This is a genomic window from Streptomyces sp. NPDC046716, from assembly GCF_040645755.1.
GTDB lineage: Bacteria > Actinomycetota > Actinomycetes > Streptomycetales > Streptomycetaceae > Streptomyces.
In genome coordinates this window covers 1-26,166 of record NZ_JBEYYU010000022.1, presented here as the reverse complement: position 1 = coordinate 26,166, position 26,166 = coordinate 1, and the positions used below count along the sequence as shown (strand labels likewise).

The window sequence follows — 26,166 nt, the reverse complement described above, 5'->3', positions numbered from 1 at the left end:
GTTTTTGCCGGAACGTTCAAGGATATTCACGGACACCCAGGGCCAAAATCGGCGGCCCCGAAACGTACGTGACCTGCAGTGCAGCCGTCTGGTCCGGCCGCGCATTCCAGGATCGGCAGCCCGCTTCGGTGATGTGTGTCACGACATCGGGGCAGCGTCCGGCCACACCGTGTCGTCGACGGTCAGGAACGGCTCGCCCGCCACGGCCCTCGGGGTCAGGCCGGTGAAGGACCGGATGTCGCGATGCAGACGCGACTGGTCGAAGTAGCCGGTGTCCACGGCGACTTGGGCCGTGGACTCGCCCGCGACCAGGCGGTGGACGGCACGGTCGAAACGGATCAGTTTCGCTGCGTGCTTGGGCGGCATGCCGAGTTGGGCGCCGAAGCGGGCCCACAGGCGCCGCCGGCTCCAGCCGAGGTCGACGCGGATGAGCCCGGGCTGTGCGGCGATCCGCCGCCAGGCCCGGGCCACCTCCGGGTCCACCGGCGGGCGCTGCGCGCGGCGCCGGGCGAGGACCGCGCCGACCCGGGTGAAGCGTTCCTCCCAGGAGGCGGCCTCGGCGAGCTGTTCGCGCACCCGGACGGTGCCCCCGCTGCCGAAGCCGGGCCCGGTGACGACGGAGCCTAGGTACCGGGCGCGCGGGTCGCCTGGCTGCCCGGCTCGGGGCACACGCCCATCCTGGAGGATCCGGCGGGGACGGCTGCCCTGCTGCGGACGTTCACCGCCGCGCTGCTCTGACCGGCACCCCGGCCGTCCGCCCGCGATGGCGCAGCGCGGCGAGCGCGACCCCGGCCAGGGCCACCGCTCCGGCCGCGGCTCCGACGAGCGCGGCGACCGGGCTCGGGCCGGTCTCGGCCCGGGCCGATGCGGTCTGCCCCCGCGACTGGCCCTCCTCCGTGTTCCCCCGGGCCGTGTCCGCGTGGTGGGCCGCGTGCACACCACCGGCGGCCTGGGAGCCGACACCGAGCGCGGCCGCCTCGCGGGCGGACTGCTCGCCGCCGGTCAGCCCGGTCACCTCGCCGGATCCGCCGTCGAAGACGACGTCCGAGCAGGAGAAGAAGTTCTCCTGGCTGTCGGAGCGGATCCACTGGACGAACAGCATCTGGCGGCCGGTGCGCTCGGGCAGCCGGAGGTCCCAGTAGTAGTGGCCGTCCTCGGTGCCCGGGCCGCCCTCGTGCGGCGGGTCCTGGACGGTCTGCACCTGCTCCAGGTCGGCCCAGCCCAGTGGCTGCTGGGGATCGAAGCCCTCCTTGGTGACGTACACCTCGAACCTGCCGGGGTGCTGGGCCCAGTTGCTGTACTTGACCTGAAGGGTGGCGCCCGCCGTGAGGTGGGTGAGCGGCCAGTCGGTGCGGGCCGCGTTGTAGGGCGAGAAGTCGTACGGGCTGCGGTCGCCGGCGCTGCACAGGGTGCCGTCCGGGACGTAGCCCGCGCCGCGCCCGCCCGCTTGGGAGTCGAGGACCGCGAACCAGTTGTACAGCGGTGCGGTGCCCGCCTCCTGGACGGCCGCCTTGCAGGCGGGGTTGGTGGGCATCTGGGTGGAGGAGTTGGCGAGCAGGTCCTTGTAGCAGAGGTAGGTGCGCGAGCCGGGCATCAGGGCGACACCGTGCGCGGCGGCCGGGGACGGCACGGCCAGTACGGCGGCGACTGCGATGCCTGCCGCTCCGGCCAGCGCGGCCGCGCGGGAGGGAACCGTCATGGGACTGTCTCCTTCGGGAGGGCTCCGACGAGCGGTACGACCCGTAGTCGGCGCCACCACGGATTCGGTTGCCGCGCGGCGGGCGCCGACGGTCCGTTTCCGGCCGGTCCGCGATGACGTAGCCTCGCGGGATCAACTGATCTTCACGGTCGGCGCGTGGGCCGGCCGGGGCGGGGAGCGCGGAGGCATGCCGGAGCGGCGCACGGTGCGGGTGTCGGGGATCTCCCTGTCCTACGAGGTGTCGGGGCCGCCGGACGCCGTGCCGCTTCTGCTGCTGCACGGTCTCGGGGAGGGCGCGGCCGACTGGGCGCAGGTGGCACCGGAGTTCGCCCGCGACCACCGGGTGTACGCCCTCGACCTGCGCGGGCACGGGCAGAGCGACTGGCCGGACCGGTACTCCCTGGAGCTGATGCGGGACGACGTGACCGCGTTCCTGGACGCTCTGGGGCTCGACCGGGTGCGGGTCGTCGCGCACTCCATGGGCGGCGTGGTCGCCTGTCTGCTGGCGGCGGCCGCGCCGGAGCGGGTGACGCGGCTGGTTCTCGAGGACGTCCCGCTGCCCCGCCCGCGGACGCCTCCCCCGCTGGTCCGCCCCGACGGGGACCTGGCCTTCGACTGGGAGATGGTGGTGGCGGTCAGGCGGCAGCTCGACACACCGCCCGCGCACTGGGCGGACCTGCTCGCCGCGATCACCGCCGAGACTTTGGTGGTGGCGGGCGGGCCGCTGAGTCATGTGCCGCAGGACGGCGTCGCGGAGCTGGCCCGGCGGATTCCCGGCGGGCGGCTGCTGACCGTCCCGGTCGGCCACCTGGTCCACCGGGAGGCTCCGGAGGAGTTCGTCACGGAGGTCCGCGCGTTCCTCGGCGCCTGACGCAGGGTCACCGGCGGGCGGCCGACGTCGGCCCGCGCTCCCGAAAACCCCGGCGGCGGGAGCCTCGCCCGGCCCGTGATACTTTCGCCGGGCCAGTCGTACCTTTGCACGATCTTGCTCGTGCACGGGTCAGGGAATCCGGTGCAAATCCGGAACTGACGCGCAGCGGTGAGGGTGACGGGCGGAGCCACAGCCACTGGGCCGGTGACACGGTCTGGGAAGGCGCTTCGCGCGGACGACCCCGAGTCCGAAGACCTGCTGGCGGCCTCCGGGGCGTTCCGCGGCCGGGGGTGGACCGTAGACCGGCTCCGCGTATGAGCCCTGGACGCAGAGGATTCCCCGTGCTGCCCGCCCGTTTCACCCGTCACGTCCGCCGTGCCGCACCGCTGTTGGCCGCTGCCCTGCTCCTGACCGGGTGCGGAGGATCGACCGGCACCGACGCGAAGCCGGGACGCGGGGTCACGGTCGACAACTGCGGTACGAAGGTACGCGTCGACCACGCGCCGAAGCGGGCCGTGGCCCTCGACCAGGGCTCGGCGGAGATCATGCTGTCGCTCGGTCTCGCCGACCGGATGGTGGGCACCGGCACCTGGACGGACCCGGTCCTCAAGGGGCTCGAGAAGGCGAACGCGAAGGTGCCGCGGCTCGCGGACCGCTATCCGTCCTTCGAGAAGGTCCTGTCCACCGAACCCGACTTCGCCGCGGCCTCTTTCACGTACACGCTCAGCAAGGGCGGGGTGGCGTCGCGCGAGAAGTTCGCCGAACTCGGCGTCCCCACCTATCTCTCCCCCGGCGACTGCGCCGGCAAGGACAACAGCGGCGACGGCGACGGCGCGCGCACCAAGGCGCTCACCCTCGACACGGTCTACGGCGAGATACGTGACCTGGCGCGGATCTTCCACGTGGAGAAGCGGGGCGAGAAGCTCATCGACACGCTCACGGCCCGCGTGGAGAAGGCGACTTCGGCCGCCGACACGTCGGGCGTCAGCGTGCTGTACTGGTTCGCGAACTCCGACTCCCCCTACATGGCGGGCTGTTGCGGCGCTCCGGGTGTCATCACCAAGGAGCTGAAGCTGCGCAACGTCTTCGACGACACCCACGACGAGTGGCCGCAGATCGGCTGGGAGACCGTCGCCGACCGCGATCCGGACGTCCTCGTCATCGGTGATCTGACCCGCCGCTCGCAGTCGGCCGAGTCCGCCGCCCAGAAGATCAGGTTTCTGGAGTCGGACCCCGTCACGAAGAACATGACGGCGGTGCGGGAGAAGCGGTACGTGCGGCTGAGCGGGCAGGACATGAATCCGACGATCCGCACCGTGGACGGGCTGGAGAAGGTGGCCGCCGCGGTCGGCGCGTTCGGTCTCGGCCGGTGAGTGCCGCGACGCTGCGCTCCGGTCTCTACTGGGCGGCGGGGGTGTTCGCGCTGTTGGCGTCCGTCGCCGTGGCGATCACCTTCGGGCCCGCGCGGATCGGGGTCGGCGACGTGTGGTCGGCGGTGGGCGCGCGGCTCGGCTGGGGCAGCTCGGACCTGTCGCCGATCCGCGACGGCATCGTATGGAATCTGCGGCTGCCGCGGACGCTGCTCGCGGCCGTGTGCGGGGCCGGGCTCGCCGTGTGCGGCACGGTGCTGCAGGCGCTGCTGCGCAATCCGCTCGCCGATCCGTTCGTGCTGGGGGTGTCCTCGGGGGCGTCGACGGGCGCCGTGCTCGTCGTGGTCCTCGGAGTGGGCGGCGGCGCCCTGTCGGTGTCCGGCGGCGCGTTCATCGGCGCGGTCGTCTCGTTCGCGCTGGTGCTGGTGCTCAGTCACACCCTGGGCGGCACGACGGACCGGGTGGTGCTCAGCGGGGTGGCCGCGATGCAGTTGTTCTCCGCGCTGACCTCGGTCGTGGTGCTGACGGCCGCCGATGCGGAGACCACGCGCGGCGTGCTGTTCTGGCTGCTCGGCTCGCTCGGCGGCGTCGGCTGGACCGAGGTGTGGCTGTGCTGCGCGGTCCTGTTTCTCGCGCTGGTGGTGTGTCTCGGGTACGGGCGCACGCTCGACGCGTTCGCCTTCGGCCCGGAGGCGGCGGCCGCGCTGGGCGTCCGGGTGGCCCGGACCCGGCTGATCCTGCTGTGTGTGACGGCGCTGCTGACGGCGGTCCTGGTGAGTGCGGCGGGTGCGATCGGCTTCGTCGGTCTGGTGCTGCCGCACGCGGCGCGGGCCCTGGTCGGGCCCGGGCACACCCGGCTGCTGCCGGTGACGGCGCTCGCCGGCGCGGTGTTCCTGGTGTGGGTGGACACGGCGGCGCGCACGGTCCTCGCGCCGCAGGAGGTTCCGGTGGGAGTGGTGACGTCCTTGATCGGTGTGCCCGCGTTCGTGCTGGTGCTGTACCGGCGCAGGGCCGTCCGGTGACGGGCGGGCTGCGCGCGGAGCGCGTGTCCCGGTCGGCCGGCGGCGCACTGATCCTCGACGGGGTGGCGCTCGCGCCGCGCCCCGGCACCGTGACGGGCCTGCTCGGCCCGAACGGCTCGGGCAAGTCGACCCTGCTGAGGCTGCTCGCCGGGGTGCTCGCCCCGGACTCGGGTGTCGTCACCCTCGACGGCGTGCCGCTCGCGGACGTATCGCGCCGCACGGTCGCGCGGCGGATCGCCGTGGTCGAGCAACAGACCGACACCCAGGTCGAGTTGACGGTCGCCGACGTGGTGCGGCTCGGCCGGATCCCGCACCGCCGCGCCTGGGCTCCGGCGTCCGCGGCCGACGAGACCGCGGTCCGCTCCGCGCTGGAGCGCAGCGGCCTGGCCGACAAGGCGCACCGGCTGTGGCACACCCTGTCGGGCGGCGAACGCCAGCGGGTGCAGATCGCGCGCGCCCTGGCCCAGGAACCGCGCGAGCTGCTGCTCGACGAGCCGACCAACCACCTCGACATCCAGCACCAGTTGGAACTGCTCGACCTGATCACGGGCCTCGGCCTGACGAGCGTCGTCGCGCTGCACGACCTGAATCTGGCCGCCACGTACTGCGCGCAGGTCGTCGTGGTGTGCCGGGGCCGGGTCGTCGCGGCGGGCGCCCCGGAGAAGGTCCTCACCGAGGAGTTGATCGCGGACGTGTACGGGGTCCGCGCCCGGGTGAGCGTCCCGGAGCCGGGGATGCGTCCGCACATCCGGTTTCTGGGGACCCTCGCGCGCGATTCCTAGGAACGCTCACTACTCTGTGCCGATGCCCGACGCACTCGCCGCCGCCCTGCCGTCCGTACGCCAGCTCGCCGACGCCCTCGGCCCGGGCGCGGCCTGGTCGGGACAGGTGGACACGCCGGTCGCCGACGTCGTCGTGGCGGGCCCCGACGAGCCGCTGGACGATGTCGCGGGGGCGCTGGTGCTGGGGGTGGGGGTACGCGCCGACGAGGCCGCCGCCTTCCTCGGCGCGGCGGCGGTGGCGGGCGCGGCCGCCGTGGCGTTCAAGGTCGGCGACGGCCTGCTCCCGCCGACCACGAAGGACGCGGCGGAACGGGCGGGTGTTCCCCTGCTCGGTGTGCCGGCCGGGCTGCGCTGGGACCGGGCCGAATCCGAGCTGCGGGCGGTGCTCGCGTACGGCGGCCGGCCCGGCGCCGACAGCGGCCGGGACCTGTTCTCGCTGGCCCAGACCGTGGCGACCCTGACCCGGGGTGTGGTCAGCGTCGAGGACGGCGCGCACCGTGTCGTCGCGTACGCGGGCCCCGGCGAGGAGGCCGACGACCTGCGCCGCCGCTCGGTGCTCGGCCGCGACTGCCCCGCCCCCTATCTGGAACTGCTGCGCGAGCAGGGCGTCTACCGGCGGGTCCGGGAGAGCGACGAGGTGATCGCGGTCGCCGCGCAGCCTCAACTGGGCGCCCGCGCGCGGCTGGTGATCGGGATGAACGCGGGCCGCCGTCCGCTCGGCACGATCTGGGTGCAGGAGGGTGCGGGTCCGCTGGCCGCGAACGCGGCCGAGGTGCTGCGCGGCGCGGCGCGGCTCGCCTCGTTCCAGCTGGTCGACCACTACTTCCGGGGAGACGCGCGGGCCCGTCTCGGCTCGCGCGAGGAGCTGAGTCACGGGCTGCTCACCGGGCGGTTCGACGCGGGCGCGCTCGCCGCCCATCTGGGGGTGGACCCGGCGGCGTCGGCCGATGTCGTCGCGGTCGATCTGCGGCTGGGGTCCGACGGCACCGACGCGCAGCGCGCCGAGGCGGCCGGGGTCGTCTCGGTGCACGCCGCGGCCCACCGGGAGCACGCGCTGATCGCCCAGGCCTGCGGCCAGATCTACGCGATCCTGCCGTGCCCGGCCGGGGCGCCCGCGGACGAGGCTCCCCTGGAACGCTGGGCCGCCGATCTGGTCGTCACGCTGCGGCGTCTCACCGGCAGCGCGGTGCAGGCCGTCCTCGCGGGCCGGGCGACCCGGCTCAACGACGTGCCCACGGTGAAGATGCGCGGCTTCCGCGGCCTGCAGCTGATGGCCCGCACCCCGGACGATCCGGTCACCACGCACACCCGGCTGACTCCGGCGCTGCTGGTGCGCGACACGATCGATCTGTTGCGCGAGGCCCCGCAGGTGCGCTGGCCCGCCGTCGCCGCGCTCGTCGAGCACGACCGCACCCACGGTGGTGACACGGCCCGCTCGCTTTTGCGCTACCTCGACGCGTTCGGTGACGTGGCCTCGGTCGCCAAGGAGCTGAACGTCCATCCGAACACGCTGCGCTACCGCATCCGGCGTGCCGTCGCCCTGACCGGGATCGATCTGGACGACGCCGAGCACCGGCTGGCGGCCGTACTGCACCTGCGGCTCGCGCTCGACACGCCGACGGCGCCGGACCGCCCGTTCCCGACGCGCTGACGGGCGGGTCCGCCTGCGGGACTCACTCGAAGCGGTCGGGATCCCCTGCGCCGCGCCGCACGATCTCGGCCTCGCCGGACGAGAAGTCGACCACGGTGGTGGGTTCGGTGCCGCAGTCGCCGGAGTCGAGCACGGCGTCCACGACGTGGTCGAGCCGCTCCTTGATCTCCCAGCCCTGGGTGAGCGGCTCGTCCTCGCCGGGCAGCAGCAGGGTGCTGGACAGCAAGGGCTCACCGAGCTCGGCGAGGAGCGCCTGGGTGACGACATGGTCGGGGATGCGGACACCCACCGTCTTCTTCTTCGGGTGCTGGAGCTGCCGCGGCACCTCCCGGGTCGCGGGCAGGATGAAGGTGTAGCTGCCCGGGGTGGCCGCCTTGATCGCACGGAACACGTCGTTGTCGATCATCACGAATCTGCCCAGTTGCGCGAAGTCCTGGCAGACGAGCGTGAAGTGGTGTTTGTCGTCGAGGTGCCGGATCGAGCGGATCCGGTCGACACCTTCCCGGTTGCCGAGGCGGCAGCCGAGTGCATAACAGGAGTCCGTGGGGTAGGCGACGAGTGCACTGTCTCGGATGCCGTCGGCAACCGCTCCGATGATGCGTGCCTGCGGGTTCGCGGGGTGGACGTCGAAGTACCTGGCCATCCGCCGAGCCTACGGGATCAGGAACGGCAGACGGCGGCGCGGACGGGCGCGGCGGACGGGAACGGCAGAGGGAAAGGCGGATCGGGACATGCGCGGAACTCCCGCACGGCGACGGACGGCGCCCCGCTCCCCACAGGGGCGCGGGCACCGGCACAGACACCGGTCGGCGCGCACGCGCGCTGCGGCGTACGGCGGAACACGACACACCCGGCATTCGCCGTCCGACGGATTCCGCGCCCACGCGCGACAATCCCGACACCGACCCACCCCGACCGAGCGCGGCGACAGGTTCTCGGACCATACTGTCTGCGCCCCGACCGCCCACAGAACGACTCCATGACCTCCAAGAAGAACTCTTCCTTCACTCCCGCCCCCGACACCGTGTGGCTGTCCCGTGGGCGGCACCTCGGGCACGAGCCCGAGCAGGACGTCCGGCGCAACCTGATCGCCCTCAAGGCGGCCGGGGTGCTCGACGACTTCCTCGACCTCGATCCGGTCGAGGCGGCGCGCTCCTCCGTGCTGCATCCGCGTGACGAGGACGCCGACCCGGGCCCGCTCGCCCGCCGGCAGTTCGAGGCACGGTGGCGGGTCGCCGACGACGTCACGGTGCGCGCACAGCTGACGACGTACGACATCGAGGCGCGCCGCAGGGAGGGCGACGGCATCGTCTGGGTGCTCGCCGCCGAGGCCGAGCGGCCCTGGGACCTGGGCTGGACGTCGCCCGCGACGATGTTCTGGCCGGACAGCGACCGGGTCGGCTGGGACCACGACACGGTCTCGGGGCTGCGGCTGCGGGCCACGAACCATCTGCCCAAGGATCCCGACGAGCTGCGCCACCAGGTCAGGGACTGGACGCGGCGCAGCTGGTACACGCACGTCGTGGTGCACGAGGCGATGACGCCGGACGCGCGCGGCGAGCGGCCGGTCACACGGTTCCTGCCGCCGAGCCTGCGGCACCGGGTGATAGAGCACCGGGCGTCGCCCGAGCAGTCGCAGATCGCGGATGCCGCGCTGAAGCGGGAGCTGGGTGTGCGGATGCCGCGCGGCGGCGCCGTCGTGCTGCCGACGCAGCCGCCGCTGCCGGGCTACGACGCGGAGCGCGCCGCGGTGCCGAACGTGTTCCTGAACGGCAGTGAGCCCTCCGAACTCATCGCCAGGATCATCGAGTTCGCGACGCTGCCGAGGCCGCTGCCCGAGGACGCGGAGCAGGCGCTCGCCCGGCTGCGCAAGGGCTGGCACCTGCTGACGCCGGACGAGGAGCTGGCGCACGCGCAGGACATGGTCGGCCGCTACGCGGAGGCGCTGGAGGCGATGACCAAGTCCCGTGACGCGTACAAGGAGGCGGCCGAGGCGGCGCAGTCCGCGCTGAACGAGGCCCGCAGGAGCGAGGGCGGTGTGCCGTCGAGCCTGCCGTTGACGCCGCCCGGCACGAAGCCGGACGGCTCGCCGCTGAGCGCGCTGACGAAGGCCTTCGGCCGGTTCCGCGACCCGAACAAGTAGGGCGCGCGGAACACCTCGGCTCCCTGAGGTCAGTCCGACCCGGTCTCGCCCGGGTCGGACATCCGCAGCGCGATCTCTCTGAGCAGTTCGATGGAGTTGACGTCGGCGCGTCCCTCGTCGTGCACCTTGGCGAGCTGCGTGAAGAGGAACGCGAACGCCTCGACGAGCGACACACTGGCCGGCATGAGCGCGGCGATGGTCAGTTCCGCCGCCTGTTCCGCGGTGGCCCCGGCCGGGATCTCCACCGTCGGGAACACCTCCGACACCAGCTGCCCCAGCTGGGACAGATCGGTGTCCAGTTCCTCTCCGTCGCTGAGCCTGCGTACCATCTCCTGCGTCTCGGTGAGCACACCGATGGCCCGCAGGATGATCTCCCTCTGTTCCATGCGGGGAGCCTATGCGGGCGCGGCGCCCACGCGTGCAACGTCGTCGCAACGTCCCGCCCCGGATACTCGCCCGCATGACCGACGTACCCCGCGTGGAGCTGACGTCCGCGGCCGCCGACCTGCTGCGGCGGCTGCGCGCGGTCCACGGCCCGCTGATGTTCCACCAGTCCGGCGGCTGCTGCGACGGCAGCGCCCCGATGTGCTATCCGGCGGGCGAGTTCCGCACCGGCGGCTCGGACGTCCTGCTCCAGGACCTGACGGTGGAGGGGGTGGCGGAGCCGGTGTCGTTCTGGATGTCCAGAAGCCAGTACGACGTGTGGAGTCACACCCGCCTCATCGTCGATGTCGTCGAGGGCCGGGGCAGCGGCTTCTCGCTGGAGGCGCCGGAGGGGGTTCGTTTCCTGATCCGTTCCCGGCTGGTCGACGCCTAGCCATCGACGGGGACCCTCTCTTCTGCTGAAATCCCCTGATGCAGAGGAGAGTTGACGGCACATTCAGCATGAGACGCAGAAGGTTCCTCTCGGCTTTCGCGGTGGCGGGAATGCTGGCCGGAGCGGCGCTGACGGGAGCCGCTCCGGCCGGTGCCGCGTCCGGGGAGAGGCGGGTGGCGTCCGGCGTCACCTACGCCGAGTTCGACATCCCGGCCGCCAAGGGCACGGCGCACGCCCATGTCCTGACCGTCGATCTGCGCGATCCGAAGGTACGTGTCGATCTGCTGCACCCGGGCGCGGTGGGGGCGCGGGCGACCGTTTCGGCGATGGCCGACGCGCGGGGCGCCGTGGGCGGCGTCAACGGCGACTTCTTCAACATCACCGAGACCCAGCATCCGGGCGTCGAGGCGACGGGCGCCGCGGTCGGCCCGGCGATCGGGGGCGGGCACACCCTGAAGGCCGCGGTGCCGGACGGCCAGCGGTTCGGGCCCGCCCTGCCGCCGGGCACCTCCACCCGGGACGTGCTCGGGGTCGGCGTCGACCGCCGGGCCCGCCTCGACAGCCTCGCCCTGGACGGCACGGTCCGCGCCCGGGCCGACTCGGTGGCGCTCGGCGGGCTGAACCAGTACGCGCTGCCCGTCGGTTCGGTGGGCGCGTTCACCGCGGACTGGGGCAGCGTGTCCCGGCTGCGGGCGACGTGCGGCACGGACACGGTGCGGGCCGCGCCGTGCAGTACGGACACGTACGAGGTGTCGGTGCGGCGCGGCCGGGTCGTGGCCGCGGCGGACACTCCGGGCAGCGGCGCGATACCGGCCGGCACCACCGTGCTGGTCGGGCGGGAGGCGGGCGCGCAGTGGCTGCGCAAGCTGTCGCCGGGCGACTCGGTGTCCGTGCGCCACCGTCTGGTCGCGACGGACTCCCGGGTCCCGCTGCGGTTCGCCGTCGGCGGCTATCCGGTACTGCGGGACGGCACGCCGCTGGCCGGGCTCGACGCGAACACCTCGGCGGTGCGGACGGCCGCGGGCATCGCCGACCACGGCCGTACCCTCGTCCTGCTCGCGCTGGACGGCGCGCCCGCCTACCGCACGGGGCTCTCGATGGCCGAAGTGGCCGCCGCCATGGCCTCGTTGGGGTCGGTCGACGCCTTCAGTCTCGACGGCGGCGGCTCGTCGACGCTCGTGGCGCGGGAGCCGGGGGCGGCGTCGGTCGCGGTCCTCAACCACCCTACGGACTCCCCCGAGCGGGCCGTGGCCAACGGGATCGGGGTGTTCTCGCGCTGAGCCCGGGGCGCGTCAGCTGTCGCGTACCGCCACCAGTCCGTTGAACACCCCCACGTACGCCGTGCCGTCGGGGCCGAGGGTCACGGGCGCCCAGTTGTTGTCGTAGGCGACACCGGTCCCGACGAGCCGCTTGAAGCGGGTGTCGCCGGTGCGGAAGTCGACGGCGGTGAGGTACCAGGCGTCCACGCCGAGGGAGTTGGGCTCCTTGGTGTAGAAGTACAGCAGCCCGTTGGCGGTGGACAGCTTCGGCACGGTGGAGGGGGAGCGCACACCGCTCTCCCACACCGTGTCGCAGCCGCTGCCGTCGGCGCGTACGTCGATGCGGGTGACGCCGCCGACGACGCTGCGCCCGAAGGTGAGGGAGGTGATGTTCTCGTAGCCGTAGTTGTTCTCGACGACGAGGCTGTCGCCGTGGGAGATCAGGGAGTTGTCGGTCGTGGACGCGCCGGAGCCGAAGACCGGCACCTTGCAGACCAGCCGTTCGTCGGCGGGGACGCCGGCGTCGCGCCGGTAGACGAGGACGTTCATGCGGTCGTCCGCGTTGTCGGTGATGGCGACGTAGTCGTCCTCGATGCCGAACAGGTCGGGGGTGGTGCCCGAACCCTGGTTCACGGAGCCGGGTTTGGTGCCCGTGCCGCGGTCGTACGTCTGGCGCCACACGGCCTTCGGGGTGCCGTCGGCGGTGGCGTCGAAGCTGTAGAGCGCATGGTCGGTGACGATCGAGACGCCGTCCTTCGCCACGGAGAAGGAGTTCTGGATCTCCTCCCCCTCCAGCCGGATCGACCTGACGGTGCCGGTGGCGGGGTCGACGGTGCCGATACGGCCCTGCCGGGTCACCCACCACACACGGCCCTGCCAGTCCGGCATCACGGAGGTGACGGGGTCGCACTCGCCGCTGGGGTAGAGGTTCGTCCACGACGCGCAGTCGTGCGGGACGACGCCGGTCAGGTCCCAGTCGTCGGTGACCTCGAACCGCCAACTGCCGTCCGCCGCAAGGGTGTGGGCGATCCGCTGGATGTGCTGGCGGGAGTCGGCGAGGACGAGTCGGTCCTGGTCGTCGAGGTAGGAGTAGGCGCCGCCGGAGGTGTCCTTGAATATCTTGGAGAAGTCGAGCGTGGTGAGGGCCTCGACGGTGGAGGGACGCTGCGGGAGCTTGTACTCGGCGAGGGTCTTCAGGCTGTGCGGGTCGAGGAGCTTGACCAGGAAGCCGGTGAAGGTGCCGCACACGGTGACGATGCGGCCCTCCTTGTCGAAGGTGACGGTGGCGCACTCGCCGCCGAGCGCGGCCATCTGCTCGCTGGTGACCTGCGGGGCGTTGCCGTTCGGGCCGCTCCAGGGGTAGGTGCCGCTGCCCCAGGCGTCCGCGTGCATGCCGCTGCGGCCGTTCGCCGCGAGGTGGGGGTGCTGGTCGGGGGCCGGGCCGGGGACGGCCTGCGGCAGGGTCGGGGCGCCCTCGTACTGCGGGACGAGGCGGTGGCCCGGGGCCTTGGGGATCTCGTCGGCCCCGGCGCCGGCCGGGCCGACGAGGCCGAGCCCGGCCACGGTCAGCGTGACGGCGAGGGCGCGGGCGAGCTGTCTGCGAAGCGGCATGCCGCGAAGCTAGGCGCCGTCACCTGAAGTGTCCATGCCGATACGGGAGTTGTTCACGAAGCCGCAACGACCACCGGTGCCGGTCACGGCGTGAGGTCGGCGACCAGGCCCGCGGTGGCGCTGATGCCGTGATGGATGGTGGGGGCCGCGGCCGTACCGGCGAGCAGGAAGCCGAGCAGTACGCAGACGAGGGCGTGGGAGAACTTCATGGCGCCGTTGCGCAGAATGATCACCGCGACGACCAGGAGCAGCACCACGAGGGAAATGGACAGAGACATCGCCGAACCTCCTCCGCCACGTCAACACCGTGGCTTTCGGCCGCAAGTGTGACGCAGCGGAGGGCGCCCGGCGGGGCACGACCCGTCCCCCGAAAGAGTGCTAACTGCGGGTCACCGGTCGTGGGCGTCGAGGAACGCCTCGAGGCCCGCGAGGTCGTCGGTGTTCAGGTGGTCCACATCGGCGGCGATCAACTCGCCCCACACCGCGTCCCGTTCGGGCCCCGAGAGATCGGGTGTGGCCCAGAAGCGGACGCGCTGTCCGCGGGCGTGGGCGGTGGAGACGATGCCGCGCAGCCTTTCGCGTTCGGCGGCGGGCATCGGGCCGCTGCCGAGCCAGGCGAAGTTGTTCGCCCAGTTGTCGCTGATGAGCGGGATGAAGGAGGCGGGGTCCGCGGTGCCGAGGTCGGTGAGACGGCCGTCGTAGAAGGCGCTGCGGGTGCGCTGGGCCGCGATGACCGGGCCCGCGGCGCGGTCGCCGGAGACGACGGCGGTGACGGGCCCGGTGTGCACCTTGCCGTGCGCGTAGGTCGTGAACAGGACGCGATATCGGCGCAGTTGGCGGTCGAGTTCGCGGTAGGTGGCGTCGCCCTCGGTCTTGATGTCGATGAGGAGCTGGAGCGGCAGCCGCCAGCCCCGGTACACCGAGCCGTGCTGGGCGCGGACGCGGGCGGCGAGGGGTGCAAGGTAGAGGGATTCGAGGGTGCGTGCCGGGTCGAGGTCGACGGGGTCGTGGGCGACGAGGAGGTCGCCGTCGACGAGGTAGATGTCGGCCTCGACGCTGTTGAAGCGGTGGTCGAGGGCGTCGAACAGCGGGCGCGGGTGGTCGTAGTCGTTGTGGGCGTGGGCTCGTGGCAGCGGGCGCGGGCCGCGCGGCCGCCCGCCCGCGTGGGCGACTTGCGGTGCGGCGACACCGGTGGCCAGTGCGGCGGCGAACGCGCCGAGGGCTCTGCGGCGGGTGGTCAGGGCCATGTGTGCCTCCCGTGGTGGGCCGGTGGGACACGGGTGAGTATGCGGGGCACCTGGCGCTGATGGGCAGCCCTGGAGCGGGAGTTGGCCGGACCGCCGCCTGTGGTTCATCCGGCCCGGGGAGACGTCCGGAGGGCGTCCCTAGGCCGACCGCTCCCCCGCGCTGCGCTCGACACAGAACTCGTTGCCCTCCGGGTCGTGGAGGGTGACCCAGCCGGTGCCGTCCGGCCGGCGGTGGTCGCCCTGGAGGGTGGCGCCCAGGGCGAACAGCCGGTCGACCTCCTCGTCCCGGGTGCGGTCCTGCGGCTGGAGGTCGATGTGGAGGCGGTTCTTGGCGGCCTTGCCCTCGGGGACGCAGATGAACAGGACACCCACGGACGCGCTCTCCACCAGTGCCTCGGGGTCGCCTGGATGGTCCTCGTCGGTGATGGCGCCGCCCAGCGCCTGGGCCCAGAAACCCGCCAGGGTGTAGGGGTCGGCGCAGTCGATGGTGAGGTGGCGAACGAGTGAGGTCATGCCCGTGAAGGGATCACGGGCATGACCTCGCTGTCCATCGAATTGCGCCCGTCGGCGGTCAGGGCGCGCGGAGATCGACCAGTTCGGCCAGTTCCTCCCGGTGACGGCCCGCCGTGCCGAGGGCGATCGCGGAGGACTTGGCGCGCTTGAGGTAGAGGTGGATCGGGTGCTCCCAGGTCATGCCGATGCCGCCGTGCAGTTGGAGCGCCTCCTCGGCCACGTGCACGGCGACGGGCGCCGTGTACGCCTGGGCGACGGCGACGGCCACGTCGGTGTCGTCGCCGTCGGTGGCGAGCGCGTCCGCCGCGTTGCGGGCCGCGGCGCGGGCGTTGACGACTTCCAGCCACAGCTGGGCGAGCCGGTGCTTGAGTGCCTGGAAGGAGCCGACGGGCCGGTTGAACTGGTGGCGCTCGCGCGTGTAGCGCACGGTCTCCGTCAGCAGCCAGTCCGCGACGCCGACCTGTTCGGAGGCGAGCAGTCCGGCTCCGGCGCGCAGGGCGCGGCGCACGGCGGGCGCGGCGGTGTCGGCGAGGAGCCGTCCGGCGGCGGCCTCGAAGGTGACGGTGGCCTGCGGTCGCGTCGGGTCGAAGGAGGTCTGCGGTGCGACCGTGACCCCGTCGGCCGAGGCGTCCACGGCGAACAGGCCGCCGGGCGTGGGCACCAGGAACACGTCGGCGAAGGCCGCGTCCGCGACGCCGGTGACCCGCCCGGTGAGGGCGCCGTCCGTGGCGCGTACGTCCGTGAACTCCCGGCCGGGCGTCGCCGACAGCGGCACCGCGAGCGCGCCGACGGTGCGGCCCGAGGCGAGCGCGGACAGCAGGGTCTCGGCCTCGGAACCGGCGCAGGCGAGCAGCGCCTCGGTGGCGATGACGGCGCTCGTCAGGTACGGGACGGGGGCGACGGCGCGTCCCAGCTCCTCCAGGACGACGGCGGCCTCGCGGTGCGAGGCGCCCTGCCCGCCGCGCTCCTCGGGCACGAGCAGGCCGGCCAGGCCCATGCTGTCGGCGAGGTTCTTCCACAGGGCGCGGTCGTGCGGCTCGTCGCCCTCGATCCGCGCGAGCACGGCGGCGGCTCCGCAGTGGTCGGTGAGCAGGTCGCGGACCGCCGAGCGGAGCGCTTCCTCGTCCTCGGAGTAGAGGAGGTCGGGCTGTGTGCTCATCGGGTGAGGTCCTTCCAGGCGACGTCCTTGTCGGTGCGCGGCTCGGGCGGCAGACCCAGTACGCGCTCGGCGACGATGTTCAGCAGGACCTCGCTCGTCCCACCCTCGATGCTGTTGCCCTTGGCGCGCAGGTAGCGGTACCCGGCGTCGCGGCCCGCGAAGTCGACGATCTCCGGGCGGCGCATCGTCCAGTCGTCGTACAACAGGCCCTCCTCACCGAGGAGTTCCAGCTCCAGACCGCTGATCAGCTGGTTGAGGCGGGCGAAGCCGAGCTTCATGCCGGCGCCCTCGGGGCCGGGGTGTCCCGCGACGAGCTGCTGGCGCAGCCGCTCGCCGGTGAGGCGGGCGACCTCGGCCTCGACCCACAGGGTCATGAGGCGCTGGTGCAGGTCGTGCGTGCGCAGCTCGGGCCGCTCGCGCCAGGTGTCGGCGACGATGCCGATGAGGCCGCCCTCGCGCGGGATGCGCATGCCGCCGATGGCGACGCGCTCGTTGTTGAGGGTGGTCTGGGCGACCTTCCAGCCGTCGCCGGTCTCGCCGAGCCGGTGGGCGTCGGGGATCCGGACGTCGGTGAGGAAGACCTCGTTGAACTCGGCCTCGCCGGTGATCTGGCGCAGCGGCCGCACCTCGACGCCGGGGTCGGTCATGTCGCACACGAAGTAGGTGATGCCCCGGTGCTTGGGGACGTCCGGGTCGGTGCGGGCGATGAGGATGGCGAACCGGGCGTTGTGCGCTCCGGACGTCCACACCTTCTGTCCGTTGACGGTCCAGTCGTCGCCCTCGCGTACGGCGCGGGTGCCGAGCGCGGCGAGGTCGGAGCCCGCGCCGGGCTCGCTGAAGAGCTGGCACCAGATCTCCTGGCCGGTCCACAGCGGCTTGAGGAACCGCTGCTTCTGCTCCTCGGTGCCGTAGCGCAGGATGGTGGGGGCGGCCATGCCGAGGCCGATCCCGTTGCGCCGGGGGTCGTTGTCCGGGGCGCCCGCGGCCTCCAGCTCGGCGTCCACGACGGCCTGCAGGGCGCGCGGCGCGTCGAGCCCGCCGAGGCCCTCGGGGTAGTGCACCCAGGCGAGACCGGCGTCGAAGCGGGCGCTGAGGAAGTCCTCGCGCGAGGTGGTCGCGACCGGGTGCTCGGCCAGGAACTCCTGGGTCAGGGTGCGCAGTCGCGCGGCGTCGACGCTCATGCGGCGGCTCCTTCCGTACGGGCGTTCAGGCCCGGCACGACGACGACGCGGCCGGTGGTGACGCCGTCCGCGACGCGCTGGACGGCGGCCGGCGCGTCGGCGAGGTCGACGCGGTCGCTGACGAGGGGCTTGATGGCGCCGCGTGCGGCCAGCTCGGTGAGCCGCTCGTGGCAGTGCGGGATCAGCTTGGGGTTCTTCTGCGCGTACAGGCCCCAGTGCAGGCCCATGATCGAGTAGTTCTTGACGAGAGCGTGGTTGAGGGCGGGGCTCGGGATGGAGCCCGAGGCGAAGCCGACCACGACGATCCGGCCCTCGAAGGCGACGGTCTTCGCCGACTGCTTGTAGGCGTCGCCGCCGACCGGGTCGTAGATCACGTCGGCGCCGTGGCCGCCGGTCGCCTCCTTGACGGCGGCGATGACGTCGTCGGAGCGCCGGTCGATGACGACGTCGCAGCCCAGCTCCTGGGCGACCTTGGCCTTGTCGGGGCCGCCGACGACGCCGATGACCCGGGCTCCGGCGGCCTTGCCGAGCTGGACGGCGGCGCTGCCGACCCCGCCCGCGGCGGCGTGCACGAGCAGCGTCTCGCCCTCCTGGAGGCGGGCGCGCTGGTGCAGGCCGAACCAGCCGGTCTGGTAGCCGATGTGCAGCGCGGCGGTCTCGGCGTCGTCGAGGGCGTCCGGGGCGGGCAGCAGCGCGCGGGCGTCGGCGACGGCGTACTCGGCGAAGCCGCCGTACGGCAGTGCCGGGTTGGCGATGACGCGGCGGCCGTCCTCGGTCTCGCCGCAGATCTCCACGCCGGGGGTGAACGGCAGCGGCGGCCTGACCTGGTACTGGCCGCGGCAGAGGAGCGCGTCCGGGAAGTTGATGTTGGCGGCGCGCACCTTGAGCAGGACCTGCCCCTCGCCGGGCTCGGGACGCGCGATCTCCTCCAGGCGCATCACCTCGCTCGGCTCGCCGTTCTCGTGCACTTGCCATGCCTGCATGCGGGGCCTCCACGGGACTGCTTCGTCAAACCGGGTTCGGCTGCATACTAAGCGGTCGCTTGCCGGTCTGTGAATGCCCGGGCCGCCCTCACTCCTCCTTGGCCCGCGCGGGCCGCGCCCGCACGTGCATGCGCTCGCCCTGCGGTCCGAAGAGGCTCAGGAACTCGGCGGGCCCCTCCCCCGTCGAGCCGAACCAGTGCGGCACCCGGGTGTCGAACTCGGCGGCCTCGCCGGGGCCGAGCACCACGTCGTGCTCGCCGAGGACGATCCGCAGCTTCCCGGAGAGCATGTAGATCCACTCGTACCCCTCGTGGGTCTGGGGGTCGGGTTCCGTCACCCGGTTCAGCTCGATGATCTTGTACGCCTGGAGGCCGCCCGGCTGCCGGGTGAGCGGGATCATCGTCCGGCCGTGCCGCACGACGGGCTTCGCCCCCCGCACCCGCGGATCACCGACCGGCGGTGCGCCGACCAGCTCGTCCAGCGGGACCTGGTGGGCGCGGGCGATGGGCAGCAGCAGCTCCAGGCTCGGCTTGCGCAGCCCGGACTCCAGCCGGGAGAGCGTGCTGACGGAGATGCCCGTGGTCTCGGAGAGGCCGGAGAGGGTGGCGCCGCGCTCCTTGCGCAGGGCGCGCAGGCGCGGGCCGACCCCGGAGAGCACGTCGTCCATGCTCGCCTCCGGCTCGGCGGCGGGTTCTTCCTTGTGTGCGTTCATGAATCCATTGCAGTTTCGGCAAAGCCGTTTGTCAATCCAGGGAGCGGGCGTGCACCTTCGACAGTGACGGGATCAGCCGGTACTCAGACGAGGTGGACTCCATGAACGGCGTGAACAGCACCAAGAAGGACAGGTACGAGGTCGTGGTCGTCGGGGGCGCCACGGCCGGGCTCTCGGCGGCGCTGATCCTGGGGCGCTCGCGCCGCTCGGTCCTGGTCGTCGACGCGGGCGAGCCGCGCAACGCTCCGGCCGCGCACATGCAGGGCTACCCGTCGCGCGACGGCATGCCGCCCGGCGAGTTCCTGGCCGAGGTGCGCCGGGAGGTCACCGGCTACGGCGTGGAGCTGGTGTCGGACCGGGTGACGGCGGCAGAGCCGGACGGGAACGGCGAGTTCGATGTGGCGCTCACGTCCGGCGGCCGGGTGCACGCGCGCCGGCTGGTGATCGCGACGGGCCTGGTGGACGAGCTGCCGGAGGTGCCCGGTGTCGCCGAGCGCTGGGGCCGGGACGTCCTGCACTGCCCGTACTGCCACGGCTGGGAGGTGCGGGACCGGGCGATCGGCGTGCTCCACCGCCCGGCGAACGGCATCCACCAGGCGCTGCTGTTCAGCCAGCTCTCCGACGACGTGACGCTCTTCCTCGACGGGACGGACGCGGACGAGCTCCCGGACGAGGACTGGCAGCTGCTGGCCGCCGCCGGGGTGAGCGTGGTCGTCGGCGCGATCGAGCGGCTCGTGGTGACGGACGACCGGCTGACCGGGGTGCGGCTCGTGGGCGGCCGGGAGTTCCCGCGGTCGGTGTTCGTGGTGCCGACCCGCACGGTGCCGCGCGACGGTCTGCTGTCCGCGCTCGGCGCGGCCACGAAGGAGACTCCGGCTGGGCCGTTCGTCGACGTCGACCCGACGGGGCAGACGAGTGTGCCGGGCGTCTGGGCCGTGGGGAACGCGGCGGGCCCCGCGGAGCAGGTCGTCAACGCGGCGAGCGCGGGCTACCGGGCGGGCGCCTTCATCAACGCGCAGCTGGTGATGTCCGACGCGACGCGGGACGCCGAGCGGCGGCGGGCCGGGGTGTTCTCGCCCGAGGGCGAGCGGGCGGTGGCCCAGGCGCGGACCAAGCCGGGCGTGGCGGTGGCAAGTTGACGGATCAGAGAGTATCCATGCCCGCATGACGACGCCTGCCGCACCCGGACTGCCCGCTCCTCCCCCGCTCGGCGTGTCGGCGCTGCCCCCGGGCACGTACGACGGCCGGCTGGTCCTGGTGACCGGGGGTGGCACCGGGCTGGGCCGGGCGATCGCGGCGGAGTTCGCCCGGCTCGGCGCGGACGTGATGATCGCGAGCCGCAAGGGAGAGCATCTGGCCCCGGCCCGCGAGGAGTTGGCGGCGGTCGAGGGCGCGGGCCGGATCACCGCGGCGACCTGCGACATCCGGGACGCGGGCCGGATCGCTGAAGTCTTCGACGCGGCGTGGGCGGCGCACGGCCGCGTCCCGGACGTCCTGGTGAACAACGCGGCGGCGAACTTCCCGGTCCCGGCCGAGGAGTTGAGCCCCAACGGCTGGCGCTCGGTCGTCGACATCACGCTCAACGGCACGTTCCTCACGACCCGCGAGTTCGGCCGCCGGCATCTGGCGGCGGGCACCGCCGGGTCGGTGCTCGCGGTGGGCGCGTCGTACGCGTGGACCGGTGGACCCGGCTTCGCGCACAGCGCGGCGGCGAAGGCGGGCGTGAAGAACCTGGTGGAGACGCTGGCCGTGGAGTGGGGTCCGTACGGCATCCAGGTCAACGGTCTGGTGCCGGGGCTCATGCCGCACGAGGACATGACGCCGGCGATCCGCGCCAATCTGGACCGGGCCGACGACCCCGGCGCCCGCCAGCCCGCGCTGCGGGTGGGCGCGCCGCGCGAGCTGGGCTGGGCGGCCACCTTCCTCGCCTCCCCCTACGCCCGGTTCATCAGCGGGCACACACTGGTGGTGGACGGGGCGAACTGGCAGCGGCGCGACCTGGTGAACGCACCGGTGACGACGGTGCGCGAGCAGTTGGGGCGGGGGCCGTTCACGCCGTAGGCCGTGTCGCTACGATGCGGAGGGTCGCGCAATCCCTCGGCGGGACCGTGGACGGCTCCGGCCGATGGGGGTGATCATGAAGACTCCGGCCACGCACTGGCGCGCACTCACCGGCGCCGAAGGACCGAGCGTCGGAGGGCAGTTCCGGCAGCCCGACCTGATCCCGCGCGCGGCACCGTTCGCCCTCGTGGCCGTCGTTGCCGCGGCCGGGGCCCTGGTGCCGGACGGCCATGTGGAGTCCTGGCCCGCGTACCTCGTCAGCACGGCGCTCCTGGTGTCGTGTGCCGGAGGTTTTCTGCTGCCCTGGGAGCGGCTGCCGCGCTGGTCCCCGGTGCTGGTGCCGCTGCTGCACACCGCGTCCGTCCTGGCGCTGGTCCTGGCGACGGGGGCGGCGTCCGGGATCGGGCTCGTCCTGCTGATGCCGCTGATCTGGACGGCGCTGTTCCACGACCGGTGGGAATCGGTGTGCGTGGTCGCGGCGGTGGTGGTCGTGCAGGCGGTGTCGTCGGTCGCCCAGGCGACGCCGGATGTCGTCGTCGCGCGCCGGATCGTGCTCTGGAGCGCCCTCGGCGGCCTGATCGCGGTCGCCACCCACGGCCTGCGGGACCGGATCAGGAGTTCGCTCGTGGCCAACGCGGCGCTCCAGGCGGAGGTGCGTGAGCTCTCCCTGGCCCGCGAGCGGGAGCGGATCGCCGCCGGGCTCCGGGAGGGCGTGGTGCGGAAGGTCTTCGACACCGGTCTCGAGCTGCACGGCACCGCGGCGATGATCGGCGAGGGACCCGCGCGCACCCGGTTGCTGCGCTGCGTGACGGAGCTGGACGAGGCGATCCAGGCGCTGCGGCAGAGCGTGTTCGACCTGGGCGAGGGCCCAGAGGACCCGGAGGATCCGCACGGTCCCGGCGCCACCGGCCCGGTGGCGCCGGAGACCCACTGACCGGGGCGGCCGGGGCGGGTCACGCTCCCCGGAAGTCCGGGGGTCTGCGCCGTGCCTTCGCCGCGAACCCTTCGGCCGCGTCGTCGGAGGTGAGGGTGAGGGCCGCGCTCATCGCCACCCGGTCGAGGGCGGCGTCGAGGCCCGCGTCGGCGTAGGCGTCGATGTCCCGTTTGACGGACTGGACGGCGAGGGGCGCGTTCGCCGCGATCTCCCGTGCCACGTCGCGGGCCGCGTGCTCCAACGCGTCGCCGGGCACGATCTGTTGGAGCAGTCCGAGCCGCCACGCCGTGTCCGCGTCGACGCGCCGTCCGGTCAGCGCGAGGAACTTGGCCCAGCCGGCCCCGGCCTCGCGGGCGATGCGCAGATCGCCGCCCGCGTCGACCGCCACCCCCAACTGCGCCTCCGGCAGGGCGAACACCGCGTCGTCGGCGGCGATCCGGACGTCGGCCATGAGCGCGAGCTCGAAGCCGAAGCCGAGGCAGTACCCCCGCACGGCCGCGACGACGGGCTGCGGCAGCCGGGCGAACGCGGCGAACCGCTCGTGCGCCCACCGGATGCCCTCGTAGTAGGCGCGGCTGCGGGCCGATCCGCTCTCCCCCTCGATCCCGCCGCCGGGCGCGGTGACGTCGATGCCGGCGCAGAAGGCGCGCCCTTCGGCGCGCAGCAGGACGACACGGATGCGGTCGTCGAACCGGATCCGGTCGGCCAGGACGCCGAGCTGACGGCTCGACTCCCAGCTCCAGGCGTTCAGCTTGGCCGGGCGGCACAGGGTGAGCACGCCGACGCCGTCCTTCTCGACGTCCAGGCGCAGTCGCTGTTCGTCGCCCTCGGGGATCGAGGTGTCGGTCGTGTCGATCATGCGGCCCCCTGCCGGTCGTCGGCGTCCCTGGCGGCGCGCAGCGTAGCGGCCCCGTCCCGCACCTTGAAGGGCCGCGCGCCCACCAGAGGGTAGACACTGTCTACCGAGATCGAGTAGACAGTATCTATGCAGACAGACGAAGAGCGTCCGGGAGCGGACGGCAGCGGAGGCGGCCTGCGGGACCGGCTCATCGACACCGGGGTGGCCCTCGTGGACGCGGAGGGCGTGGCGGCGCTGTCGCTGCGGGAGATCGCCCGCAGGGCCGGGGTCTCGCACGGCGCGCCCCGCCGCTACTTCCCCACGCACCTGGAACTGCTCTCGGCGATCGCCCGCCGGGGCTTCGGGCACCTCGGCGCGGAGGCGGCGCGCGCCCTCGACGGTGCCGCCGGGGCCGGGCAGGGGCCGCGTGCCCGGCTCACCGTCCTGGCCGGCACCTATCTCACCTTCGCCGCGGACCATCGGGGCATGTACGAGCTGATGTTCCGTCACGATCTGCTGGAGAGCGGCGAACTGGGGCTGCGCGAGACCAGTCTGCCGCTGTTCGGGCTGCTGACGGAGCTGGTGGCGCGGGTGCGTCCGGAGGCCGATGCCTCCGTGGTGGCGGGCGCGTTGTGGGCGAACCTGCACGGTGTCGCCCAGCTGTGGGGCTGGGGCAGCCTGCAACTGGCGGCGGGCGTCGACGACATGGCGCCGCTGCTGGCCTCGGTGCTCGACGCGCATCTGGGTCCGGAGCCCCGGTGACCGGCCGCGCTCCGCGCCGCGTCGCCCTCGCGGGCAGTGTCGTCGGCGCGGTCCTCGTCGCCCTCGACGGCACCGTGCTGACCATCGCGCAGCCTGCGCTCCAGCGCGATCTGGGCGCCTCGTTGACCCAGGTGCAGTGGACGAGCACGGGCTATCTGATCGCGGTGGCGAGCCTGCTGGTCCTCGCGGGCCGGCTCGGCGACCGGTACGGGCACCGGCGGCTGTTCGGGTACGGGATGCTCGGCTTCGCGGCGGCGTCGGCGGGCATCGGGTGCGCGCCCGGCATCGGCGCGGTGATCGCGCTGCGCGTCCTCCAGGGTGCGTGCGGGGCACTCCTGCAACCGGCGACGCTCGGCATGCTGCGCGCCGCGTATCCGCCGGACGAGCTGGCCATGCCGATCGCCCTGCGCACCAGCGCCATCGGCGTCGCGGCGGCCGCGGGCCCCCTGGTCGGCGGGGTGCTCACGGCGCATCTGGGCTGGCGCTCGGTGTTCTTCCTCGGCGTGCTGCCGGCGGTGGCGATCGCGCTGCTCGTCCTCGGCGTGCGGGGTGCGGAGGAGCCCGCGGGTCGCGACCGGGCCGGCCTCGACGCGGGTGGCACGCTCCTCCTGGGCGCGGCCCTCGCCTGTCTGGTGACGGGTCTGGTCACGCTGCCCGGCTCGGGCTGGTCGGCGGTCACGGTGGGGGCGCTGGCCGGAACCTGCGCGGCCACGGCGGCCTTCGTCCGCCACGAGCGGCGCGCCCGGGATCCGCTCCTCTCCCCCGCGCTGCTCGCCTCTCCGGTGGTCGCCGCGGCGCTCGGGGTGCTGCTGTGCGCGTCGGCGGCGCTGTTCGGCACGCTGTTCACGGCGACGTACTTCCTTCAGAACGTGCTCGGGCTCGACGCGCTCGGCACGGCGCTGCGGATGCTGCCCACCGCGCTGTGCATGGTGCTCGCGGCGCCGCTCGGCGCGGTGCTGCTGCGCCGCCACGGCGCCCGGCCCACGACGTCCGGCGGGTTGCTGCTGCTCGCGGCCGGGGTCTTCGGTTTCGGCCGTCTGGACACCGGGGCGGACAGGTGGGCCGTCGCGGGGTGCGCGTTCGCGATGGGCGCGGGCTTCGGCACGGTCATGGTCACGGCGACCGAGGTGCTGGTGCGCCGGGCCCGCCTCGTGGACGCCGGAGTGGCCGGCGGTCTGCAGCAGACCGCGATGAACATTGGCCCGACGCTCGGCGTGGCGACGGCCACGCCGTTGCTGGCGACGGGCGGCGACTTCGTGGCGTCGATGGGTACGGCGCTGACGGCGCTCGCGGGGCTCGTGTGCCTGGCGGTCCTTGCCGCGCAGAGACTCCCGTCAGCGGTACGAACGTCTGCCTGAAGCCCTCAGTGCGGGATGCCGTCGATCAGTTCGCGGGCGCCCTGGCGCAGCAGGGCCACCGCGACCGACATGCCGAGCGTCGTGGGGTCCAGGGGTCCCGCCCACTCCTGGGCGTTGAGCACCCGCTTGCCGTCGGGGGTGAACACGCAGGCCCGCAGGGACAGATCGCCGTTGCGCTCGGAGCGCGCGTAGCCCGCCACGGGCGAGTTGCAGTGTCCCTGGAGCACGTGCAGGAACATCCGCTCGGCGGTCGCCTCCCGCCAGGTCTCGTGGTGCCCGAGGCCGCTGACCGCGTCCAGCGTGCTCTCGTCGTCGGCGCGGCACTGCAGGGCGAGAATCCCGGCGCCGATCGGCGGGCACATCGCCTCGGGCGCGAGCACGTCGGTGACCACGTCCAGGCGTCCGATCCGCTCGAGCCCGGACAGGGCGAGGAGCAGGACGTCCGCGTCGCCGGCGGCCATCTTCTCCATGCGCCGGTTGGCGTTGCCGCGCATCGGGACGCACTCCAGATGCGGGTGGCTGGCGGCGAGTTGGGCGACGCGCCGGACGGACGAGGTGCCGACGCGTGTTCCGTCCGGGAGCTCGTCGAGGCGGCGGCCGCCCGGGTCGATCAGCGCGTCCCGGACGTCGTCCCGCTTCAGGTACGCGCCGAACGTGCACCCCTCCGGCAGCGGCCGGTCCGCCGGGATGTCCTTCAGGCAGTGCACGGCGAGGTCGGCGCGTCCGTCGAGCAGCGCCTGGTCGACCTCCTTGGTGAAGGCGCCCTTCCCGCCCAGCTGCGCCAGGTCGCCCATCCACTTGTCACCGCTGGTCGTGACGGGCACGACCTCGGTGCGGATGCCCGGGTGGAGTGCGGCAAGCTCGGCGCGGACGCGCTCCACCTGGGCGAGGGCCATGGGCGACGAGCGGGAGACGATACGGATCAACTCAGGAGCCATCCCGCCACGATAGTCGCCTCCGCTCCATCGCCGGTTCAATCCTCGGAAGGTGGGGCGTGTGCGGGTGCGTGGGGGTTGGTCGCGCAGTTCCCCGCGCCCCTGGGTCGTTCTTCGTGCGCGGCCCGGTGGCCGCTTCTCGCGCAGTTCCCCGCGCCCCTGGTGCTCCGCCCCATGTACCCGGAGGAGGACCTGGGCCCGGCCGAGGAGCGCCTCGTCCTGTTCCTGATGCAGTACTGGGGCGGCCCGCGCACGTAC

27 protein-coding genes, 1 pseudogene and 1 riboswitch are annotated in these 26,166 nt (G+C 73.3%); of the genes and pseudogenes, 14 read left to right on the top strand and 14 right to left on the bottom strand.

All coding sequences use genetic code 11. The features are described from left to right. Positions 1-138: 138 nt before the first annotated feature. Together ABZ930_RS18295 and ABZ930_RS18290 are read right to left on the bottom strand one after the other, a co-directional pair. Positions 139-669, bottom strand: a complete 531-nt coding sequence (locus ABZ930_RS18295) for a helix-turn-helix domain-containing protein (RefSeq protein WP_361548856.1) — start codon at positions 667-669, stop codon at positions 139-141. A gap of 49 nt (positions 670-718) precedes the next feature. Further along, entirely contained in the window at positions 719-1,699 is a 981-nt protein-coding gene (locus ABZ930_RS18290) for a lytic polysaccharide monooxygenase (protein ID WP_361548854.1), read from the bottom strand. Between the two features lie 187 nt (positions 1,700-1,886). Between ABZ930_RS18290 and ABZ930_RS18285 the strand changes: the two genes are divergently transcribed. From ABZ930_RS18285 to ABZ930_RS18265, 5 genes are all read left to right on the top strand, one after another. After that, on the top strand, positions 1,887-2,570 hold the full coding sequence (locus ABZ930_RS18285) for an alpha/beta hydrolase (RefSeq protein ID WP_361548852.1): 684 nt from the start codon (positions 1,887-1,889) through the stop codon (positions 2,568-2,570). A gap of 76 nt (positions 2,571-2,646) precedes the next feature. Continuing rightward, positions 2,647-2,848, top strand: a riboswitch (cobalamin riboswitch). Positions 2,849-2,914: 66 nt separating this feature from the next. After that, the gene (locus ABZ930_RS18280; RefSeq protein WP_361549025.1) at positions 2,915-3,943 is read left to right on the top strand and encodes an ABC transporter substrate-binding protein; all 1,029 of its coding nucleotides are present in this window, start codon (positions 2,915-2,917) and stop codon (positions 3,941-3,943) included. Between the two features lie 11 nt (positions 3,944-3,954). Continuing rightward, positions 3,955-4,962 carry an iron chelate uptake ABC transporter family permease subunit gene (locus ABZ930_RS18275; RefSeq protein ID WP_361549023.1) on the top strand — a complete coding sequence of 336 codons (1,008 nt, stop codon included), beginning with the start codon at positions 3,955-3,957 and terminating at the stop codon, positions 4,960-4,962. Continuing rightward, entirely contained in the window at positions 4,959-5,744 is a 786-nt protein-coding gene (locus ABZ930_RS18270) for an ABC transporter ATP-binding protein (protein WP_361548850.1), read from the top strand. Before ABZ930_RS18275 ends, ABZ930_RS18270 begins: the two co-directional genes overlap by 4 nt. Positions 5,745-5,766: 22 nt before the next feature. After that, entirely contained in the window at positions 5,767-7,395 is a 1,629-nt protein-coding gene (locus ABZ930_RS18265) for a helix-turn-helix domain-containing protein (protein ID WP_361548848.1), read from the top strand. A 22-nt stretch (positions 7,396-7,417) separates the two neighbouring features. On the opposite strand, the gene ABZ930_RS18260 is transcribed toward ABZ930_RS18265, so the two are convergent. Beyond that, the gene (locus ABZ930_RS18260; protein ID WP_361548846.1) at positions 7,418-8,038 is read right to left on the bottom strand and encodes an L-threonylcarbamoyladenylate synthase; all 621 of its coding nucleotides are present in this window, start codon (positions 8,036-8,038) and stop codon (positions 7,418-7,420) included. 336 nt (positions 8,039-8,374) lie between these two features. Between ABZ930_RS18260 and ABZ930_RS18255 the strand changes: the two genes are divergently transcribed. Next, positions 8,375-9,538, top strand: a complete 1,164-nt coding sequence (locus ABZ930_RS18255; RefSeq protein WP_361548845.1) for a hypothetical protein — start codon at positions 8,375-8,377, stop codon at positions 9,536-9,538. A gap of 29 nt (positions 9,539-9,567) precedes the next feature. Here ABZ930_RS18255 and ABZ930_RS18250 read toward each other — a convergent pair whose 3' ends face one another. Beyond that, positions 9,568-9,924, bottom strand: a complete 357-nt coding sequence (locus ABZ930_RS18250) for a hypothetical protein (protein WP_361548843.1) — start codon at positions 9,922-9,924, stop codon at positions 9,568-9,570. Positions 9,925-9,998: 74 nt separating this feature from the next. Between ABZ930_RS18250 and ABZ930_RS18245 the strand changes: the two genes are divergently transcribed. After that, positions 9,999-10,355, top strand: a complete 357-nt coding sequence (locus tag ABZ930_RS18245; protein ID WP_361548841.1) for a DUF779 domain-containing protein — start codon at positions 9,999-10,001, stop codon at positions 10,353-10,355. 68 nt (positions 10,356-10,423) lie between these two features. Then, positions 10,424-11,635 carry a phosphodiester glycosidase family protein gene (locus ABZ930_RS18240; RefSeq protein WP_361548839.1) on the top strand — a complete coding sequence of 404 codons (1,212 nt, stop codon included), beginning with the start codon at positions 10,424-10,426 and terminating at the stop codon, positions 11,633-11,635. Between the two features lie 12 nt (positions 11,636-11,647). Here the strand turns inward: ABZ930_RS18240 and ABZ930_RS18235 are convergent, their stop codons facing one another. The 8 genes from ABZ930_RS18235 to ABZ930_RS18200 all read right to left on the bottom strand — a co-directional run bounded on the left by ABZ930_RS18235 (position 11,648) and on the right by ABZ930_RS18200 (position 19,020). After that, positions 11,648-13,225, bottom strand: a complete 1,578-nt coding sequence (locus tag ABZ930_RS18235) for a hypothetical protein (protein ID WP_361548837.1) — start codon at positions 13,223-13,225, stop codon at positions 11,648-11,650. 83 nt (positions 13,226-13,308) lie between these two features. Then, positions 13,309-13,503, bottom strand: coding sequence for a hypothetical protein (locus tag ABZ930_RS18230; protein ID WP_361548835.1), 195 nt, complete (start codon positions 13,501-13,503; stop codon positions 13,309-13,311). Between the two features lie 111 nt (positions 13,504-13,614). Further along, entirely contained in the window at positions 13,615-14,472 is an 858-nt protein-coding gene (locus ABZ930_RS18225; protein ID WP_361548833.1) for a phosphatidylinositol-specific phospholipase C/glycerophosphodiester phosphodiesterase family protein, read from the bottom strand. Positions 14,473-14,610: 138 nt separating this feature from the next. Next, on the bottom strand, positions 14,611-14,985 hold the full coding sequence (locus ABZ930_RS18220) for a VOC family protein (RefSeq protein WP_361548831.1): 375 nt from the start codon (positions 14,983-14,985) through the stop codon (positions 14,611-14,613). 58 nt (positions 14,986-15,043) lie between these two features. Further along, positions 15,044-16,144: an acyl-CoA dehydrogenase family protein gene (locus tag ABZ930_RS18215; protein ID WP_361548829.1), complete on the bottom strand. Its 1,101-nt coding sequence runs from the start codon at positions 16,142-16,144 to the stop codon at positions 15,044-15,046. After that, positions 16,141-17,325 (bottom strand): acyl-CoA dehydrogenase family protein, encoded by a 1,185-nt coding sequence (locus ABZ930_RS18210; RefSeq protein ID WP_361548827.1) that lies wholly within the window; start codon positions 17,323-17,325, stop codon positions 16,141-16,143. The genes ABZ930_RS18215 and ABZ930_RS18210 overlap by 4 nt, the downstream gene beginning before the upstream one ends. Continuing rightward, entirely contained in the window at positions 17,322-18,308 is a 987-nt protein-coding gene (locus ABZ930_RS18205) for an NADPH:quinone oxidoreductase family protein (protein ID WP_361548826.1), read from the bottom strand. Before ABZ930_RS18205 ends, ABZ930_RS18210 begins: the two co-directional genes overlap by 4 nt. 88 nt (positions 18,309-18,396) lie before the next feature. Continuing rightward, on the bottom strand, positions 18,397-19,020 hold the full coding sequence (locus ABZ930_RS18200; protein WP_361548824.1) for an XRE family transcriptional regulator: 624 nt from the start codon (positions 19,018-19,020) through the stop codon (positions 18,397-18,399). A gap of 101 nt (positions 19,021-19,121) precedes the next feature. Between ABZ930_RS18200 and ABZ930_RS18195 the strand changes: the two genes are divergently transcribed. The 3 genes from ABZ930_RS18195 to ABZ930_RS18185 all read left to right on the top strand — a co-directional run bounded on the left by ABZ930_RS18195 (position 19,122) and on the right by ABZ930_RS18185 (position 22,015). Then, positions 19,122-20,159, top strand: coding sequence for an NAD(P)/FAD-dependent oxidoreductase (locus ABZ930_RS18195; protein ID WP_361548822.1), 1,038 nt, complete (start codon positions 19,122-19,124; stop codon positions 20,157-20,159). Between the two features lie 25 nt (positions 20,160-20,184). Further along, the gene (locus tag ABZ930_RS18190; RefSeq protein ID WP_361548820.1) at positions 20,185-21,081 is read left to right on the top strand and encodes an SDR family oxidoreductase; all 897 of its coding nucleotides are present in this window, start codon (positions 20,185-20,187) and stop codon (positions 21,079-21,081) included. A gap of 76 nt (positions 21,082-21,157) precedes the next feature. Further along, entirely contained in the window at positions 21,158-22,015 is an 858-nt protein-coding gene (locus ABZ930_RS18185; RefSeq protein ID WP_361548818.1) for a hypothetical protein, read from the top strand. 19 nt (positions 22,016-22,034) lie between these two features. Here ABZ930_RS18185 and ABZ930_RS18180 read toward each other — a convergent pair whose 3' ends face one another. Further along, a complete protein-coding gene (locus ABZ930_RS18180; RefSeq protein WP_361548816.1) occupies positions 22,035-22,874 on the bottom strand; it encodes an enoyl-CoA hydratase/isomerase family protein in 840 nt (279 codons plus the stop codon). Positions 22,875-23,000: 126 nt separating this feature from the next. On the opposite strand from ABZ930_RS18180, the gene ABZ930_RS18175 reads away from it, so the two are divergent. Beyond that, positions 23,001-23,615, top strand: a complete 615-nt coding sequence (locus tag ABZ930_RS18175) for a TetR/AcrR family transcriptional regulator (RefSeq protein WP_361548814.1) — start codon at positions 23,001-23,003, stop codon at positions 23,613-23,615. Further along, positions 23,612-24,973 carry an MFS transporter gene (locus ABZ930_RS18170; protein ID WP_361548812.1) on the top strand — a complete coding sequence of 454 codons (1,362 nt, stop codon included), beginning with the start codon at positions 23,612-23,614 and terminating at the stop codon, positions 24,971-24,973. Before ABZ930_RS18175 ends, ABZ930_RS18170 begins: the two co-directional genes overlap by 4 nt. Positions 24,974-24,978: 5 nt before the next feature. Here the strand turns inward: ABZ930_RS18170 and hemC are convergent, their stop codons facing one another. Beyond that, positions 24,979-25,911, bottom strand: coding sequence for a hydroxymethylbilane synthase (gene hemC, locus ABZ930_RS18165; protein WP_361548810.1), 933 nt, complete (start codon positions 25,909-25,911; stop codon positions 24,979-24,981). 153 nt (positions 25,912-26,064) lie between these two features. Here hemC and ABZ930_RS18160 point away from each other — a divergent pair. Continuing rightward, a pseudogene (locus tag ABZ930_RS18160) lies at positions 26,065-26,166 on the top strand (globin); the annotation flags it as partial.

Coding starts and splice junctions, on each gene's coding strand:
- ABZ930_RS18175 (WP_361548814.1), top strand. CDS start 23,001: ATGCAGACAGACGAAGAGCGTCCGGGAGCGGACGGCAGCGGAGGCGGC.
- ABZ930_RS18285 (WP_361548852.1), top strand. CDS start 1,887: ATGCCGGAGCGGCGCACGGTGCGGGTGTCGGGGATCTCCCTGTCCTAC.
- ABZ930_RS18240 (WP_361548839.1), top strand. CDS start 10,424: ATGAGACGCAGAAGGTTCCTCTCGGCTTTCGCGGTGGCGGGAATGCTG.
- ABZ930_RS18235 (WP_361548837.1), bottom strand. CDS start 13,225: ATGCCGCTTCGCAGACAGCTCGCCCGCGCCCTCGCCGTCACGCTGACC.
- ABZ930_RS18210 (WP_361548827.1), bottom strand. CDS start 17,325: ATGAGCGTCGACGCCGCGCGACTGCGCACCCTGACCCAGGAGTTCCTG.
- ABZ930_RS18230 (WP_361548835.1), bottom strand. CDS start 13,503: ATGTCTCTGTCCATTTCCCTCGTGGTGCTGCTCCTGGTCGTCGCGGTG.
- ABZ930_RS18200 (WP_361548824.1), bottom strand. CDS start 19,020: ATGAACGCACACAAGGAAGAACCCGCCGCCGAGCCGGAGGCGAGCATG.
- ABZ930_RS18215 (WP_361548829.1), bottom strand. CDS start 16,144: ATGAGCACACAGCCCGACCTCCTCTACTCCGAGGACGAGGAAGCGCTC.
- hemC (WP_361548810.1), bottom strand. CDS start 25,911: ATGGCTCCTGAGTTGATCCGTATCGTCTCCCGCTCGTCGCCCATGGCC.
- ABZ930_RS18185 (WP_361548818.1), top strand. CDS start 21,158: ATGAAGACTCCGGCCACGCACTGGCGCGCACTCACCGGCGCCGAAGGA.
- ABZ930_RS18195 (WP_361548822.1), top strand. CDS start 19,122: ATGAACGGCGTGAACAGCACCAAGAAGGACAGGTACGAGGTCGTGGTC.
- ABZ930_RS18250 (WP_361548843.1), bottom strand. CDS start 9,924: ATGGAACAGAGGGAGATCATCCTGCGGGCCATCGGTGTGCTCACCGAG.
- ABZ930_RS18265 (WP_361548848.1), top strand. CDS start 5,767: ATGCCCGACGCACTCGCCGCCGCCCTGCCGTCCGTACGCCAGCTCGCC.
- ABZ930_RS18225 (WP_361548833.1), bottom strand. CDS start 14,472: ATGGCCCTGACCACCCGCCGCAGAGCCCTCGGCGCGTTCGCCGCCGCA.
- ABZ930_RS18260 (WP_361548846.1), bottom strand. CDS start 8,038: ATGGCCAGGTACTTCGACGTCCACCCCGCGAACCCGCAGGCACGCATC.
- ABZ930_RS18220 (WP_361548831.1), bottom strand. CDS start 14,985: ATGACCTCACTCGTTCGCCACCTCACCATCGACTGCGCCGACCCCTAC.
- ABZ930_RS18245 (WP_361548841.1), top strand. CDS start 9,999: ATGACCGACGTACCCCGCGTGGAGCTGACGTCCGCGGCCGCCGACCTG.
- ABZ930_RS18205 (WP_361548826.1), bottom strand. CDS start 18,308: ATGCAGGCATGGCAAGTGCACGAGAACGGCGAGCCGAGCGAGGTGATG.
- ABZ930_RS18255 (WP_361548845.1), top strand. CDS start 8,375: ATGACCTCCAAGAAGAACTCTTCCTTCACTCCCGCCCCCGACACCGTG.
- ABZ930_RS18180 (WP_361548816.1), bottom strand. CDS start 22,874: ATGATCGACACGACCGACACCTCGATCCCCGAGGGCGACGAACAGCGA.
- ABZ930_RS18290 (WP_361548854.1), bottom strand. CDS start 1,699: ATGACGGTTCCCTCCCGCGCGGCCGCGCTGGCCGGAGCGGCAGGCATC.
- ABZ930_RS18190 (WP_361548820.1), top strand. CDS start 20,185: ATGACGACGCCTGCCGCACCCGGACTGCCCGCTCCTCCCCCGCTCGGC.